Origin of the sequence: Flavobacterium sp. (assembly GCF_050696275.1) — a bacterium.
Taxonomy (GTDB): Bacteria; Bacteroidota; Bacteroidia; order Flavobacteriales; family Flavobacteriaceae; genus Flavobacterium.
In genome coordinates this window covers 54,914-72,734 of record NZ_JBOGUT010000014.1, presented here as the reverse complement: position 1 = coordinate 72,734, position 17,821 = coordinate 54,914, and the positions used below count along the sequence as shown (strand labels likewise).

The 17,821-nt window shown below is 38.5% G+C and carries 11 protein-coding genes; 8 read left to right on the top strand and 3 right to left on the bottom strand.

The window, feature by feature from the left end:
* Positions 1–47 precede the first annotated feature (47 nt).
* Genes ACRDEC_RS09015 through ACRDEC_RS08995 form a run of 5 tightly spaced genes read left to right on the top strand, consistent with a single transcriptional unit; the run spans position 48 to position 7,742 of the window.
* On the top strand, positions 48–2,303 hold the full coding sequence (locus ACRDEC_RS09015) for a tyrosinase family protein (protein WP_431498007.1): 2,256 nt from the start codon (positions 48–50) through the stop codon (positions 2,301–2,303).
* A 12-nt stretch (positions 2,304–2,315) separates the two neighbouring features.
* The gene (locus tag ACRDEC_RS09010) at positions 2,316–4,517 is read left to right on the top strand and encodes a LodA/GoxA family CTQ-dependent oxidase (RefSeq protein WP_431498006.1); all 2,202 of its coding nucleotides are present in this window, start codon (positions 2,316–2,318) and stop codon (positions 4,515–4,517) included.
* 43 nt (positions 4,518–4,560) lie between these two features.
* Positions 4,561–5,010 carry a hypothetical protein gene (locus ACRDEC_RS09005; protein ID WP_431498005.1) on the top strand — a complete coding sequence of 150 codons (450 nt, stop codon included), beginning with the start codon at positions 4,561–4,563 and terminating at the stop codon, positions 5,008–5,010.
* Positions 5,007–6,131: an NAD(P)/FAD-dependent oxidoreductase gene (locus tag ACRDEC_RS09000; protein WP_431498004.1), complete on the top strand. Its 1,125-nt coding sequence runs from the start codon at positions 5,007–5,009 to the stop codon at positions 6,129–6,131. Before ACRDEC_RS09005 ends, ACRDEC_RS09000 begins: the two co-directional genes overlap by 4 nt.
* An 18-nt stretch (positions 6,132–6,149) precedes the next feature.
* Entirely contained in the window at positions 6,150–7,742 is a 1,593-nt protein-coding gene (locus ACRDEC_RS08995; RefSeq protein ID WP_431498003.1) for a hypothetical protein, read from the top strand.
* A 72-nt stretch (positions 7,743–7,814) separates the two neighbouring features.
* Here ACRDEC_RS08995 and pbpC read toward each other — a convergent pair whose 3' ends face one another.
* The 3 genes from pbpC to ACRDEC_RS08980 form a co-directional block, all read right to left on the bottom strand.
* Positions 7,815–10,190: a penicillin-binding protein 1C gene (pbpC, locus tag ACRDEC_RS08990; protein WP_431498002.1), complete on the bottom strand. Its 2,376-nt coding sequence runs from the start codon at positions 10,188–10,190 to the stop codon at positions 7,815–7,817.
* Between the two features lie 113 nt (positions 10,191–10,303).
* On the bottom strand, positions 10,304–15,970 hold the full coding sequence (locus tag ACRDEC_RS08985; RefSeq protein WP_431498001.1) for an alpha-2-macroglobulin family protein: 5,667 nt from the start codon (positions 15,968–15,970) through the stop codon (positions 10,304–10,306).
* 60 nt (positions 15,971–16,030) lie between these two features.
* Positions 16,031–16,258 carry a hypothetical protein gene (locus ACRDEC_RS08980; RefSeq protein ID WP_431498000.1) on the bottom strand — a complete coding sequence of 76 codons (228 nt, stop codon included), beginning with the start codon at positions 16,256–16,258 and terminating at the stop codon, positions 16,031–16,033.
* A gap of 38 nt (positions 16,259–16,296) precedes the next feature.
* Between ACRDEC_RS08980 and ACRDEC_RS08975 the strand changes: the two genes are divergently transcribed.
* The 3 genes from ACRDEC_RS08975 (at position 16,297) to ACRDEC_RS08965 (ending at position 17,801) form a co-directional block, all read left to right on the top strand.
* Positions 16,297–16,662, top strand: a complete 366-nt coding sequence (locus ACRDEC_RS08975) for an NADH-quinone oxidoreductase subunit A (RefSeq protein WP_431497999.1) — start codon at positions 16,297–16,299, stop codon at positions 16,660–16,662.
* Positions 16,663–16,726: 64 nt separating this feature from the next.
* Positions 16,727–17,275 (top strand): NADH-quinone oxidoreductase subunit B, encoded by a 549-nt coding sequence (locus ACRDEC_RS08970; protein WP_431497998.1) that lies wholly within the window; start codon positions 16,727–16,729, stop codon positions 17,273–17,275.
* Positions 17,276–17,279: 4 nt separating this feature from the next.
* A complete protein-coding gene (locus ACRDEC_RS08965) occupies positions 17,280–17,801 on the top strand; it encodes an NADH-quinone oxidoreductase subunit C (RefSeq protein ID WP_431497997.1) in 522 nt (173 codons plus the stop codon).
* Positions 17,802–17,821: the final 20 nt, after the last annotated feature.

Below are 17,821 nucleotides of genomic sequence, written 5' to 3'. Positions count from 1 at the left end.
ATTTTGTTAATTTTGATTAACTTAACACTAAATCTAAAATCTACTATATGGCTAGCAAGAAAACTGAAAAGTCTTTGTATGCGCAGGTTATCGATACTTTAAATTCGCTGCAAGGAGATAAGATACCGAGTTATCAGGGATTGCATGCGTTTTGGCTTAATCCGGATATATTTCTAAATGCTTTTTTGTACGGACAGCGGCTTATTGCACCGGCAAGCGATGAAAATGCAAATGGGGCTCCGAATGGATGTTGCGGTTCGACGGATAATACAACAATTCCAGTTGCGGCATCACCAACTGAAAAAGGAGAAGGTTGCTGCGGTTCAGGCAGCGATCAGTCTGACTCCGGAGTTCCTCAGGCAGCGGTTACGGGTACTTTATCTTCCCCTACAGCATCAGATAATGCCGGGGATTGCTGGCCTTCAGGAGGAAAAGGCGGAGGACAGATCATTCCTCAGAAAAAAAGAAGTGATGCATCAGCGATTATAATAGGGCTTAAAGGATTGTACCCTTTTGACGGCACCCAGTTTCCGAGGTTATTATGGGATACGGCTAATGTGGCTTCAGCAGATCAGATTGCATTAGTTGCGAATTGGATTGATGCAGGATGCCCGTTAACGCTGGAAGAAGAAAGCAATACGAAAACCAAATTGGCAGCGGTTTCGGCAGTGAGCAATTTATTGGCCTTAGCCAACGGAGATGCATTGCATAAAATATCAGCAAACAAAACAAATAAAGATCTTAGAGACAATAAAGGACCTTCCGTCAGAAAAGAAATAAGCTCATTGACACCGGATGAACTGGAAACGTATCGGGAAGCGATTAACTGCATGAGCCAGTATAATAACTATTTGCAGGACGAACGCAGTTTTGATTATTGGGCCAGAATACACACTGATTCCTGTCAGCACGGTTGGGAGCAATTTGCACCTTGGCATAGATTATATCTCTATTTTTTCGAGCAGACTTTACAAGATTACAATGCTGATATAGCCTTGCCTTATTGGTCTTGGACGGATTATGCCGATGTAAACAGAAATACATTCAACAACAAACAATACGATTTAGGAGTCATTCCCGAAGCTTACGGTTGTTTTTTAACAGCTAAAGGATTAGACAAACTTCAGAATGCAAAAGCGGTAACTGGTGGTCCAATGTTTTCCAAAAACGAAATTACAGCATTGCAGAAAATCGCTCAAAAAGGGACTGTTTTTAATTCTGGATTGCGTTTTTTAAATGCAGCCGGAATACCTTATGAAATCATGAACGTTAACAATACGGCAGTATGGACCGATAAAATCAGGATGCTTTACAACGTGCTGAAAGAGGTTAATCCGTTGTGGTTTCCTAACAGATGGCCTGGTTCAATGGGCCCGCTTTCACAATATCCCACTAAACAGGACATAGAATTACTATTGTCGATAGACAGTTTTGGAGATTTTGGCGGAGGACCTGCCTACGATCATTTCTTTGGTTCTTTGGAAAAAGTGCATAATGGAATGCATAATTTCTCAGGAGGGACAAATCTATGTTATCCGGATAACAGCCCTGAATGGGTTAAAATTTACCAGAAATTGAATTTAACCGCTGATCCGCAAGGAAAAGAAAATCCTCCATATGGCTGGATGACTGATAACAGGGTTACAGCTTTTGACCCTTTGTTTTGGGCGCATCACTCAAATGTAGACAGGCTTTGGGCAAGATGGCAGGAACAGCATAATGGCACTCCTCAGGAAATGAATGCTGCTTTAGCACCATGGAGTTTAGGGGTTCAGGACGCCATGAGTATCCAGAAATTGGGCTATACTTATATGAAAGATTCTGTTTTCTACAATGTTTCCAGTGCCGTTGGATTGAAGAAATTCAACAGTGAGCCTATAAAAGTGTCTGTCAATACTTTGGATACCCATAGAAAAGCCGAAATTAAAATTCATCGGGTGCAACGCGGGAATTTGCAAAACGCACGCATAAGAGTGTTTTTAAATTCTCCAAATGCTACAATTGACACCCCAACTAACGGGAATGATAATTTTGTTGAAGAGGTTACAACCTTTCACGGAACCTGCTATGGAGGTCCGAGCCACTGTAATTTGCCTTTAGAGAAAACAAGAGTATTTGATCAGAGGACGTTGCACCACCACGAACCAAGAAATTTTAAAATTGATGCTACAAATGCTGTGCAAAGGGTTTTGAATAACGGTGCAAAGGATATTACAATCCAGCTGGTTATTGTTGGGATTAATGGAAAACCCATTGATAACGGAGTATATATCGAAGGTGTTTCTTTAAACTTTATGGACTAAAAAATGGATACAATGGATAAATCATATACAACTTTTAAAATTCACCCTGGCATCGGTATCGCAAGATTAGGAAATACGGCAGATGATTTTTACTTAGCGCCGGAGCAACCGGGAACTTTGCCTATCGCTTGTGATGAGGTGGGCAGAGAACTAAAAGACAAAGACGGAAATCTTATAAGAGTCAGTTCCTTCAAGGATGATGGTGACTTATCAAAAATTAAAAAACAGGCAGCAAGGTTTAAAATTTTTGCTTACGATAATGATGATGATACCTCTGGTAAAGAAATTAAAAAAGGGGAGACCTATAATTTTATTTATCAAACGACAGTTACAGCGCCGCGAGTTGTTAAAGGTAAAGTTACTGATATTGATTGGACAGTACATTTGGCTAATAAAAAAGCTTCGTGGTATGAGTTTCAGGAGACAAACGGAGAGCATGGTTATGCGCCGGATCATGCCTTGCGGAATCCAGAAGTAAACCAGCCGGATTTGCGCAGGCAACTTATTATAGATCCGGGGCCGCTAACGGTCAATCTTAAAAACAGCTCTGGGGCTTTTGCCAAATTTGGTTCTGAAAGCAAGAAAAACGATAATAGTAAAAACAAAAAAGTCTCTTATCCTCAAACTTTTCCACCTTCTGATATCCAGCCAAATCCTATCGAGACCCTAGGAAGCTTGATAGTGAATGAACAAGATCAAAATATTCGATTGATAGTACTGGGAGGTGATGGAAACTCAGGATCGACAAAAACTCCTGTAATTACCAATTTTGTTAATAATAATGGATGGTTTGATGATATTTCAGATGGGCCCGTTACTGCAAAAATCGAATACACATTTACAGATATTACTTATGATGGGGATCAAAAAATAGAAACCACCGTAAAAGGAACAATGGATGTTCAAATCCCTGCATGGGTTGTTGTTGGTTATCCGAGATATGTTCCGGAAATGGAAGATATGATTACCATGGATGAGAAAATGTATGATGTTTTTGTCCGAAACATGGCTTATGACCCTCAGGTGTTTGGTGTGCCTCCTTTTGATAAAAAAAGCAATAGTCCTAAAACACAGGAAGAACTTGATCTCTGGAGAAATGCCGCACGTTATAACCCGGATTATTATCCTAAATTTTATAAAGAAATCTGGTCGCAACTCAGAAGACCCGATGATTTTAAATACACTTATATCTTCGATAATTTCGGAGGAGGGGATCCGCATAATAGAGGAACCGGAGGTAATCTGAGCAAAGATGCCCTTTCTGTTCCGCCTTTAAATGGAGAAGATCCGAATGCCAGACTTCGGCAATTTGTTTTAAGTATCATGAGACAAACAGACCAGTCGAACGATTATGAGGTAAGCGGTTATTTTGGCGGATCTAACAAACCCAGATTAATGCCATTATTGTGTGGCAGCAATCCGCTGACAAATACTGCTCCGCAAAAGTTTTTATCTATGACAGAGACGCAGTTGTTTTTTCTGAAACAATGGGCGAAAGGGAAATTTGTAAACGAATGCTTGGAATGGGATGAAGCAAATGCCAGTTGCAGTAACCCATGGAGTTTACCTCCTGTGTCAGGTATTGGAATTGATCGAGGAGTATTGGGTAACGTTATCGGAGGCGCTTTTTGTCCTGGAGGCGAAATGTCCTGGATAGTCGAAAATCCAGCGATTTACAGCGGTCCATATCGTTTTAAACATGCGGATTATATTCCGGGAGCACTGAGTATTCCCAAGCCGATAGCGGATATCGACGGCAGTACAGCGCCAGATTTGAAACAAGGATTAGAGCCAGGAGATATTACAAAATATATTGGAATACCATGGCAGGCAGATTTCCATGAATGTACAGATCAGGATATAGATGTAACCTTCAGAAGCTGGAATACTATATACCCGGATTCTGTTGGAGACCCGGTAGAACAGCAAATTGCCTATAACATTCCATGGTGGCCAGCACACAGACCTATCGTTGTTCCGGTAGCTATAAACGGCCCTCAAGTGTATTGGGCATCAGGAATACCGGATAATAATGCAGGGGATCTTCAAATGGTGCAGGCCTGGAAAGATTTAGGTTTTTTAATTGCAGATGGAGAAGGTATCACCAGACAGTTTTATCAGATTGAACGCAATAACGAAGCTTTGGGTGAACCGGTTAAGCCAGGTGACAGGATTCTGGGACATTCTGTTAATGAATCGAAAAAGAAAAAATAGAGAAACTTTAATAATCTAACTATAAACCAAAAAACAAATTATTATGAATTCAAAAAAGAACGGAGTTCCGGAAATCCTTACGGGTTTGTGGACTTACAGAAGTTTTCTCAGCAACCCGGATTTGGATGCGGACTTCAATTCGCTGCAGTTTGGAAAAGGAACAATTAAAATTGATGACGCTCCTATGCAAACACTGGACGGGTTGATTTTTGGACCGGGATGGGAATTAAAACTAAGCGGATCTATAGGTTATGGTAATCCATTTACTATTCAATTTCAAGGGAAAGGGATAGTGGGCGGAGCAGAATGGATTTATAATTATGTTGGGTATTATGTGCCTAACTGGTGTAACGGGGTAGACCAGCGACCAGCAATTGTAGGAACAATAGTTAGAGTTATACCACATCCGACAGGGCCTAATAATCAATCGACAGCACCTGCCGGAGTAGTAGCGCAATGGATTGCCGTTAAGCAGGATGAAGAAAAAGCATGATAAACAGCCTTACATATGATGTTGTTATTATGGGCTCCGGTGTCGCGGGTTGTGCAACTGCTATTGCGTTGAAAAACCTGAATTCAAAACTTAAAATCGCCATTCTTGAACGAGGAAATTCGGTTATTGAAACCAATCGTATTGGCGAAACACTGCCTCCGCAGGCATCAAAAGTTTTACAGCAACTGGGGATTTGGGATGATTTTGCCACCTATAATTTTATAACATCGTATGGAACATCTGCAGCATGGGGATCATCACAATTGTATACTAATGAATATATCTATTCTCCGTATGGATATGGATGGTATTTAGACAGACCGGTTTTTGATGGTTTCATGCTGAATGAAGCAAAAAAAAGAGGCGTTGATTTCTTTTTTGAAACAAGTTGCATTGCATCAAAAAAGGAAGCTCACAATTGGGTTTTGGATTGTAATTCAAATCGGATACAACAAATTATCAACGCTGATTTTGTTGTTGATGCAACAGGAAAAAAAGCAGCATTTTCTGTTCAGCAAGGTGCCGAAAAAATAGCAACAGATCAGCTGGTAGGGATTTATCGTTTTTATGATTTGAAAAATAAAAAAAAGACAGGTGGAAAAATAACCAAAGGTTCATTAGTTGAAACAAATGAGCATGGATGGTGGTACAGTGCGGTATTGCCTAATGATGTTTTAGTCGCGGCATATATGACAGACGCTGATATTGCGGTAGCATTGCAAATGAAGAATGCAGTTGTTTTTGAGGATTTTTTATCACAGACAATACATACAGGTAGTAGGGTTGATGGGAAAAATGAAATAACAAAGCCTAAAATTATTGCCGCACATTCCCAATGTCTTAATACAGCAACGGGAGATTTATGGCTTGCTGTTGGTGATGCGGCTTCTTGTTATGATCCCATTTCTGCTGCTGGTATTTTTAAATCATTAGCAATGAGCAATTATGCGGCCTACGCTGTTTTGGATACAATTAATGATCAGCCATCGGGCTTAAAAAAATACCAAAAAATTATTGACCATGATTTTCAGGGTTACCTAAAGAAACATCAGGAGTATTATAACCAGGAAGAAAGGTTTGCTTCTTCCCCATTTTGGAACAGAAGAAATAAAATACACTAACCATTAAATTTTTAAACAATGACAAACAAATTAAAATTAATAATCGGCAGCAACTCCTTTAAGGGACTTTCTCTTTTAGTGTTGTTTTTCATGGCAAATTCTTGCAGGAAAGATGGTTATGGCGACATTCCTCCGCCAGTTCATTTTTCTTCAGAAATTCCGATAGATGTTGATCCTGCATTTCAGGAAAAACTGAAAAAAGAGGGTGATATTTACCAACTGAACGAAGTTTTCAATGAGCACAGCTGGAAATCATTAATCGCTATTTTTTGGCCAAGGGACAAAGACGGAAACCCTAAGGAAAAGTTTAATGACGAAGGAAAATCGACTTGGTTGTCATGGAAAGAAGCTTTTCAGGTGTATCGTGAAGATGGAGGTATTCCGGCTCCGTGGGGAAGTAAAAGAACCGGTGGAGGATTGGGTTTGCCACAGGCTATTTTTAATGAAGAAGATACGCGATTGGTATTGTCATCATTTACACCTACACATATAAATCGTAGTAAAAATATTGCGGATGAGACAGATCAGGCCTTTGCTGGCGAGCTATTCGATCAAAACGGGAATGTGGTTGTTTATGAGGTTTTAATGAACAGATCCGAATTTGATTATGTTGTTACGAATAGACTGTACAATATTAATGGCCAAATAGAATTTTCGAAGAAAGACTCCCTTGCAAATTTCCCTGCAGGAGATTACAAAAAAAAGAAAGAAGGAGCAATAGAAATTAAATTTGCATGGAAAATACTTGAAAAAGGAGATGATAAAGACCGCTATTATAAAAGCAGGGGATATATCATTGATCCAAAAACAAAAAAGTTGGTGAAAAAGGATCTTGGGATGATAGGTTTCCATATCAGTCAGAAGACACCAACAGGAAAACAATGGGTTTGGTCTACCTTTGAGCAGATAGATAATCTAGATCAGAATGTGGTCATGAAAGATGGCAAAAAAACCATCATACATCCATCATTAACAAACCCGGAATGCGAAACCTGTCCTGTTAATGTTGATGTTACGAACGGTGGGACAACCTATACTTTCAATACAGGGATACATAGTAATTTCTGGACTATTTCTGGAGATACGACGGATCGTTATTTTGCTGAAAACAATATCATGAAAACTCAGGCGAAGCGTATGGTTGATATTCCAGTGCGTGTGCAGGAAATTAACAGAAGAATGCAGGAGTATTTCAGGTCTCAGAAAAGCGTTTGGCAGTATTATCAATTGATAGATACTCAATACCCATTAGATCAGAATGCTGCTCCGGGATCTCATGAAGAAAGCAGTTACCATCTTCCGGAATCCATCGCGAATAAACCGGGAGGAATGCCAAACTTGGCTTTTCTTACGAATATCTCTATGGAAACATTTTTCCAAGGCGGAAACCAATCAGCCTCTAATTTTATGGAAGCCAATCCTAAAAGTGATATTACTGTTTTTGGTACGGAAAGCTGTATGGGATGCCACTCAAGCGCCGGTATTTATAATGGAATAGATGCTAAAGGAAACTTTACCCAAGGAGATCAGTTGACAGGTGATTTCAGTTGGCTGTTAACTCAAAAAGCACAATGGAAAAAGAAAGTGCCAATACCGATTATAAAACCTTAAATATACAATAACAAAAACGCCGGTCGAATTTGACTGGCGTTTTTTTGATATAGATAGAATGCTTTATTGAAATTACTCCCGCACAATCTCAATCTTCTTTCGGATTTCATAGCCGGATTCATCCACCACAGTGATATAATGAAAGCCCTCACTAGGTGTAATCGGCATTTCATGGAAGGTTTTTGTCGAACCTTTGTACACATTGTCCACATACCAGAATACTTCGGTTTCTCTTTGTGAATGGGCTATTTTTAGGATTACAGGCTGGGTTTCGCTGTTAAAATCTTTTGTCAGATAAATTTTGTTGTTGGTTTTTGGATAAATAAAATCCATTGAAGCCGTTTGTGTTCCCTGGCAATCACTTCGGAAAGGGGGCAAAGGTAAATATTCAATATGCTGGTTCTTATAATACCATTCCATAACCGGAGGCAACACAAACCATTTTTTTGTCACAATATTTTCTACATTCTCGCAACTGCTGTTCACTCTGTATTTTCCGGTTTTATCTACATGCACGGTTTTGTGATACGGGCAAATAGATGTCGTTTTTCCTTTCAATGGAACATATTGCTTTATCTTCGGACAGTCTTCCTGTACCAGATGGCCGCTTAATCTGCATACTTCTACTTCTGCCAGATCCAATAAAGGGACATCAAACCATTTTTTTCTTGGTAATAAATTAAATACATCGAATAAAATAGGTGCTGCACTGGTTACTCCTGTCAATGTTGGCCTTCCTTCTCCCGAAGCATTGCCCACCCAAATACCTACAACATACCTCGAATTTGTACCTATGGCCCAAGCATCACGATTCCCAAAACTGGTTCCTGTTTTCCATGCGATTTTAAGCGAACTGTCATAAAACTTCCATGCTTCATCTCCTTCAGGACGGTTTACTTCTTCCATCGCATTGTAAGTTTGCCAAATTGCTCCGGCTCCTAAAATGGTTTTTTGCTTACTTTCTGAACCAAAATCGGGTGTAAAATTATGATCATAATTCAATTCTGCGAATTCTTTGGTACGGTAATTTCCGTTGTGTTTATTAAAATAATCTACTGTTGATGACATGCCGGCATAGGTGCGGCACAAATCCCATAAATTACTTTCAGCACCACCTAAAATCAATGATAACCCGTAATGATCCGGGTGTTTCGAAATGTCTTTGAGTTTGAATTTCTGTAATTCTTCATAAAATTTATTCACTCCATAATCCTGTAACATCAGAACTGCCGGAATGTTCAGTGAGCGCGATAAGGCTCTGTGAGCAGGAACAGCACCGTCAAAAGTCAAATTGAAATTCTGTGGTGTATAACCTGAAATCTGTGTGGGAATATCAGCGACTAATGTGTTGGGTAATAATTCTCCTTCGTCCAGCATGGCAGCATACAATAAAGGCTTCAAAATACTACCGGTACTTCTTGGAGCGCCAATGATATCAACATCTTTCTGATGATTTTCATCTGAAGGGGAATTTCCAATATAACTAATCACGTTTCTATTCTGTACATCAATTACTAAAATGGCCAGATTGTTGACTTCGTTTTGTTTGTACTGATTGTAATAGTATTTTGCAATTTGGTTTACCCGATTCTGTAGTGTAATATCAATGGTTGTTTTCAATCGCGTTCCCTCCTGATTTTTAGCAACACGCTGTAACAGGTGAGGGGCAATTTGTGGCAGGTCATATGGTTTTTGAGGCAGAGGTTCGTCACTAGCTAATGCATAGGTTTGCTGGTCAATGATTCCTTCGTTTTTTAGTTTTAACAAGAGAGTATTCCTTTTTCGGAGTAATTTTTCCTGATTTTTCCCCGGATAAATTAAACTGGGCGCATTAGGTAAAACAGCCAGAGTGGCGCTTTCTGCCCATGATAATTGATGTGACTGCACTCCAAAATAACGCCAGGAAGCCATTTCCAATCCGACAACATTGCTTCCGAAAGGAGCATGTGCCGCATATAATTCTAATATTTCCTCTTTAGAATGTCTGAATTCTAATCTTGTAGCAAGAATTAATTCGATTATTTTCTCAAAATAAGTCCGGTTTTTTCCTTTTCTGGACAAACGAATAACTTGTTGTGTTAGTGTACTTCCGCCTCGGACTACTTTGCCGGCTTTACTGTTCTGTTTCATTGCGTTGTACATTGCCACAGGATTGAAACCCGGATGGTGTCGGAAATGTTCATCTTCAAAATAGACAATGCATTTTTTAAATTTATCAGGTACGCTGTCCTGCGCCGGAAAACGCCATTGACCATCACGGGCGATTTTTGCGCCTAACAGTTCACCTTCTTTGCTTTCAATTACGGTAGAATAGGGCTCCTGAAACAATGTTCTCGGCAATGAAAAATAGTAAATAACCAGTAGCACAAATAAGCATGCTGATTTTTTTTTATTGCTTTTTATCCAATGAAGAATGCGTTGCAGTAACGCTTTTAGTTTTTCTTTCATTTTGTTTGAAATAATAACCGCGAAGGCCGCAAGAATTTACGCAAAGTTCGCCAAACAGTATTTAAATACTTTGCGAACTCTGCGTTTTCTTTGTCTCTTTGCGGTTAAAAAAATTATTTTACCACTTCAACCCATTGTCCTTTTGTTCTGGCCAGGAAAGTATGATCGTACATGGCTTCGCATTGCAACCCAGGTAAGTAATAATTTCCAAGATAGGAAGCATTAAGCAGGATTCGGAACACTTTTGTCTCGCCGGCTGCTAGCGGAAAATAGAAATTGGTTCTGTCATCCCGGATGTCTATATAATCGGCAATATTGTTGGTCGCATCTCCAAAATCAGTAAAACGGGTGTTTACAATCTCGAAGCCTGAAGGCAGGATTTGTGAAAGCGCCACATTTTCCACACGTTCGTTTTTCTCATTTCTAAGGGTAACTTCAGCAATGAATTCGGTTCCCTGATTGATCTTGGAAACTTTTATTACTTGCCCTTTTCTGTTTTTGAAAACAATAGTAGCCGAAAGATTACTTTGAACGACTTGTTCTTGACCAACAGGTAAAATTCCGGAATTTAAGACACGAACATACAAGGTGTTGTTTTTATTATTCTTAATAGTAACTCCGTTTGCTCCGCTTTTGATGGTCAGATTTCTCTCAGCTAACGATTTATTAGTATTGATGAGAATATTTTTTCCGCCATTACTAAATTGCACATTAACACCCTTTCCACCATTGAACTGTGCAAATTTCGACATCGAATACAAGCAGTATGCCGTAGTTTGCGTACTCATCCATTGATCGGCAGACATGGCTTTAGCTAAGGTATTGGCCATTGTAAATGCTTTTGGCTTCTGTCCTAATAAAATAAGCGTTTCCAATGTCATTGCACGATTTCTGTCGCCGGATCCATAATAGTAATAATTATAGTGGTTGTTTTCCTCGTCGATTTTGCTCTTTAATAATAAAGACATTCCGGCTTGTTTTTGGCCAGCCAAAGCGTACGCTGCTGCTAATCTTAATTTACTTTCGTTAGAAATACCATTTGTTTCTCTTAGTCTGTTCATGGATGATAAATCCGGTGATCCGGCAAGTGCCAAAGTATAAAGACGGTAGGCTTGCGCAAAATCATTACCGTATTTAGCTTCAAATCGCCATTTTTTAGCTTCTTTTTGCTGGTAGGAAATCCATTTTGATTTGAAATTTATCGGCAAAACATACCCTTTCTTCTCCGCTTCAATTAAGAAATGACCGGCATAAGAACTTCCCCAATCGTCAGCAGAACCCTCTCCTGGCCAATAGGACATTCCACCATTAGCTAGTTGAAATCCGCCCAATCTTGTAATTCCGGCGGTTACGTTTTTCTGGATTAGAGACTTGCGATTAGCATCTATATCTGCAATATCATTTAAATACAGTTGAGGGAAAACAGAAGAAGTAGTCTGTTCCACACAGCCATGCGGGTATTGAATCAGGTATTGAAGTCTTCCGTTAAAATTAACCGATGGCATCGAGGAAACTTCAATTCTGGCTTTGTTGCTTCCGGCTACGCCAAAAGTTTTCCAGGAAATAGTTTTGGAGCTATTCGGGTTTAAAATAATATCAGAATATATGTTAGTAACAGGATTTGGATTGGTCATATCAATCTCAACATCATATGTTGATCTTTCTTTGCCTGAAGTTGCAATCACTTCGATTTTTCCTATGCCTGTTGTTGCGCCTACTTCCAGATTGAAATAAGTCATTTTTTCATCCGGACTGGTAAAAGTCAGGTTTTGGATTGCTTTTCCAACAATTCGTAATCCGGCACTGGTTTTGATTTGCACCGAAACATTTTTCACATGGTTTTCCATTGCGAAAATGGTAACTGGTATAGTAACTTTTTCCGAAGGTGAAATTTTTCTCGGTAACGAAGCCAAAGCCATCAAAGGACTGCGTACAGGCGTAGCTTTTTCCACGCTTCCATAAGCACTTGTGTTCGCATCACCGGCCACAATCATTGTTCTTACTGAACCAATATATTTTGGTAACTTCAACTGATGTGTTTTTGTTTGTCCTTTTTCTAATTTGAATGGGCCGAGATAGATGACCACCGGTTTGAATCGGTTTGCTTTTTTAGCTTTTCCGCCACCTAAATCCTGATCGCCACCAATACTGAAAATCTGATTTACTTTTCCGCCATAAGCACCGATGACATCGTCGTAAATATCCCATGTTTTTACTCCAAGTGCTTCACGTACATAAAAACTATCCCAAGCGTTAGGTGTTTTAAATCGGGTTAAATCTAATAATCCTTCATCTACTACAGCAATTGTATAGGTCATTTCCTTGCCTGATTTCTCACTTACATTTACGTTAAAGGTTTGCTCCGGTTTCAAAACGTCAGGCATTGCTATCTTCGGTTCAAGAATGGTGTTCTTGTCAATTACCTCAATAGGAAGGATGCCATACATTCGTATTGGAGAATCATTTTTGGTAGAAGCGTGCGGTTGTAGTAATGTGATGTTGAAGTACACATTTGGTGCCATTGTAGCAGTTATTGGTACTGTAACTTTTGTTTCTCCTTTTGTTGTTTTTGCCCAAATAGTCTGTACTACTTTTGCTCCGTTTTCAATCGAAATTAAAGCACGGCCACCTTCACTTGACGGGAAGGAAATTTGGGCTTTTTCTCCAACGGCATAATCCTTCTTATCTGTAGAAAAAACAAGCATATTCGCCGTTGAAGCATCTGTGTTTCTGGTTTTTCCGGACCAGACTGGCCAGTCAATGTTTACGGTTTGTGCTGTCGCATGCCCATCGTTAGGATCTGTTATTCGAATCATGTAACGGCCCCATTCTTCATCAGAAAGCGCGAATTGAAAAGTTCCTTTTCCGTTTGCATCGGTATTTACCCTAAATGTTTTGTACGAAGTTGTTGCATCGGATGAGTTGTAATTCGATAAATTATCATTTGAGGCATCCCACCACCAGCGCCATTCTACTTTAAATACTTTTACTTCCAGATTTTTAACTGATTTTGGACGGCCGTTTTCATCAACGGTAACAACATCAAAGCGATTATTAGTTCTGGTTTCAAGCATTTCATATTTTGTCAATGCAGGTAATTTTAAGCCTACATACGTTTTGTAAGGTGAATAGGTTGTAGCTATTACATCCGTGCTGAAATCACCACCTTCTTCATATACTTTTGTGATGAAAGCGGCTTTTAGCATACCCGGAGCCTGACCTTGTAATTTCGGGTCAATAACAACAGAAGCTTTTCCGGTACCATTCACTTTTCCTGAGAAAACATTTATTTCTTCGGTGCCAAACTGACGTACTAAATCATCAAAAACATAGTTGGTGTATCCTTTGAAAGTGGTTGTTTGTTGTGAAAATTTAGCTTGCATTTCAACTTTTAAATCTTTGGCTACAGCCCCATGAAGCCAATTGACCTGTAGGTTGCTTGTGTTTGGATAAGAAGAAGAAAGCACCGCGTTTTTGAAAACATTTTTGATCTTTAAACGATTTGGCTTGATGGTTTCGATTTTAATGCTTTTGTAGAATTTTGCACCACCAACACTCACCATTGCTTCCCAATTCCCGGTTGGATCATCCGAATTTGTTGGCACAATAAAGCTGTAGTGGTTGAGTTCATTTGATTTTTGAACCGTTTGATAAGTTACCTTTCCATTAGGATTTGACAATCTGAATTTGATAGGATGTGTTTTGGGTAATTTATTAGCAGCATCGTTGAAAATAAAAGAAAGATATAGGTTGTCACCCGGCCTCCAAACGCCGCGTTCTCCATAAATATAACCTTTTAGTCCTTTTTGCAACGCTTCTCCTGCAACATCGAAATTACTTACTGAAAGCGAATTTCCGTCATCCAGTTTTAGATAGGTAGATTGTGTTCCCTGCGTGACAGTAGCAAAATAAGCAAATTTATCCAGTTGAAATTCGGCTATTCCTTCGCTGTTTGTTGCTTCGACAGCTAATTTTTGCTGTTGGAAATTATACAATTCAATCCTTGCATTCGAAACAGGTTCTGTTGTTACAATGTTATTTACAGCAAATAAATAGGACTTGTTTTCACCCCGTTTGGCAATAACACCTAAATCGGAAGCAAGAATGTTTGTGCCGATTGTTGTGTTATAAAAATAAGAAGATGTGCAGGCATCTTGGCTTTCGCGCCAGTCGTAATCTTCGTAATAGTAATCATCGTAGTTGTTTCCGCTGTAGTTTACATCGTTTTCATCAACTTCTTCCTCTTCTGTTTCTTCTTCATCTGTTTGTGGATTGTCACATTTATATAGAGAGTATTTTTTCTTAAATGAAAATTCTACACGATAAATGGCCCCCGGTTCCGGCGTGATGATTTTGGATAAATCCAATGCAAACGTATTCCATTCGGCAAAATTAACCAGCCTGTTTTCCTTCAGATTGATAGTGCTTTTAGCTATAGGCTGTGCTACTTTTTTTAGATTTTGCGCGCCATTTAATTGATTGTATTGTAAGAATTGGAGAATATTATTTTTATATATCTTATAGACTTTAACATCAACAGCGCTTAGATTTACAGCTTCAAAATTGATCTTTAGATTATTCGAACTAGGTAATATGGTGCCGTTTTTTGTGAATTTGACACTAGGTTTTATCTGATCAAATGAAATGGAAGTGGTGAAATTCTGCTTCATTTTATAGCCGTTTTCACTTTCTATACCTTGAAAGACCTCCACTAAGATATTGCCATTTGTTACTTGCTCGGTAACTGTCTCGGGTTCCTCATATTCTACGTCTTCTACGGCAGTTGCTGCTGTTTCTACAATTGCTGCAGCGCTATCTATTGCAACTGCTGCCGTATCTACAACAGCTTCGATGGTTTCTGTGACTTGCTGGGGTTGAGGTGTGTTTTGAGGAACTTCATTATTAAAAAAGACTTTCAAGACGTTTCCTTGAGTGGCAAACTTTAGGTTTTTGGCATTTTGAATGGAAACTAATCCTTTAAAATCCTGGCCTTTTTGCAAAGCATCGGAAAAATTGATTAACAGCGTTTGGTTTTCTCCTTCGGGAATGATAACATCAACCACTTTAAAGTTGTCTTTTCCAATAATAGTATATTCGATTTCTCCTTTTTGGTCAATATCAAAATCATTTCCGTCATAGGCGATTTGAATTTTTGTGTCTTCATCGAAACGCTGAATGCTGTCGATAATGAATTTGAATTCCGTAGCGTTGCTTTGGGATTTGATGAATTTTACGGCAAGATTTTTTCCTTTTTGTTGGGCTGTTACTAGTTTTGCAGCTGTTTCAAAATCGATGTTGTCGGCTGTTTTTAAGGTTCCGTTTAAATATTGGTAATCTTTACTATAGGATTGTATGTCTTGAGTTGTAACCAAGAAGTCCTGTTTTAGGGTTTTAACTGTAAAACAGAATTCAGACAGTTCTTTTTTGACGGTCATTAATTTGTTCAGTTTCAGTGTGACTTGGTATTCTGTATCCGGAGCCAGCTTTTTTTCAGGAATAAAAGCAATGGTGTTGCTGGATAGTGCGACAATTTTTCCATCAACGCTTGGCGAAATATCAAATAAATCGCTGTCTAAAATGGTATTGGCTTTCCACTCTTTTTTGTCAAAAGCCATGACGACTCGTATATCCGACTGGGCCGAGACTATTCCTCCAGTGAAATTTGTAATTATACCCTTAAATAATGAAAAGTCTGAATTAAAATCGGCGGCTGATTTTCTGCCACAAGCTTGAAAAATAAGAACAGCAATAAACACGCAAACAAAATTTTTCGTTTTCATTTTGATTAAAGAATTTAAGGATAAATAATTGGTTAAAAGTTCTTTTAAACTACATCAAAACTAATACCAAATTGGTAAAATTTTTCTGCTTTTTTTAATATTTTTCAAAATAAATTTAATCTTCAGTTTTCTAAGAGTTTCACTGTTAAATTTTGCTTTTTTATCAATAAAATACGACAAAACAGTATTATTATACAAGGCCTTATTTAGAAATAATAAAAATAACTCCTTTAAAGGCATTTTTTTTACCGAAATTGCCATTTTTAATTGTGATTTAATTCCAGCCATGTATCTTTGTAAGTGATAAAAACTAATTTTTTTGCAGCATGCATACAAATCAATTTGATTATATACCTATTTTAATGCAATTGGGACTTGCGGTAGGGTTTGTGGCCTTAACCATATTTGGTTCTAGTCTTTTAGGCCCGAAAAGATCTTCCGAAAATAAAGATAAAAACTTTGAAAGCGGTATAGAATCTATCGGAAATGCGAGAATCCCGTTTTCTGTAAAATATTTCCTTGTAGCTATTTTATTTGTTCTTTTTGATGTTGAGGTTATTTTCTTATATCCTTGGGCTATCAATTTTAAGGATTTAGGAATGGAAGGAATGATTAAAATGGTGATTTTCATGTCGTTATTGTTAATCGGATTTTTCTATATTATCAAAAAGAAGGCCCTTGAATGGGAATAAAAGTCGATTTTTTTTCTTATATTTAAGTAGTGATTTTTCATAACTTAATAATTAAAATATTAAAATGAGCAATTCAGATATAAACATAGTAGAAGCTCCGGAAGGAGTATCAGGTGAAGGTTTTTTTGCAACAAAATTAAATGATGTTGTAGGTTTAGCCCGTGCCAATTCTATGTGGCCATTACCCTTTGCGACATCATGTTGCGGAATTGAGTTTATGGCAACAATGGCTTCGCATTATGATTTAGCGCGTTTCGGATCTGAGCGTGTGAGTTTTTCTCCTCGTCAGGCAGACATGCTAATGGTCATGGGAACTATTTCAAAAAAAATGGCACCTATTTTACGTCAGGTTTACGAACAAATGGCTGAGCCCAGATGGGTAATTGCTGTAGGAGCTTGTGCGTCTTCAGGAGGAATCTTTGATACGTATTCTGTTTTACAGGGAATAGACAAAGTAATCCCGGTTGATGTTTACGTTCCAGGCTGCCCGCCAAGACCGGAACAAATCGTGGATGGTGTAATGCGTTTGCAGGAATTGGTCAAATCAGAATCGGTTCGTCGTCGCAGTTCGCCGGAATACCAAGAACTATTAGCATCTTATAACATTAAGTAAGAACATGGCTTTAGAAAACACCCAAATTCAAGATAAATTAACTGAAACCTTTGGAGAAAGCGTAATGCATTTCCGCCAGGAAAAAGATATTTTTACTTTCGATGTTTCATCAGATAAAATAACTTCAGTAATTCTGTTTTTGAAGAACGAAGAAACATTGAATTTCCACTTTTTAACAGATTTATGTGGAGTTCATTATCCGGATAGTGATGTAAACGAGCAGTTTGCTGTTGTTTACCACTTGCATAACTGGATTGAAAACAAACGCATCAGAATCAAAAGCTTTATTAACGGACAAAATCCGGAGATAAAAACAATCTCAACTGTTTTTGCAGGCGCCAATTGGATGGAGCGTGAAACGTACGATTTCTTCGGAATCAATTTCATCGGTCACCCGCAATTAAAGAGAATCCTCAATATGGATGAAATGGTTTCTTTTCCAATGCGAAAAGAATTCCCATTGGAAGATTCCGGAAGAACAGACAAAGACGATAGGTTTTTTGGAAGAACCCAGACAAATTCTTAAAAAATATTTACATAATTTTT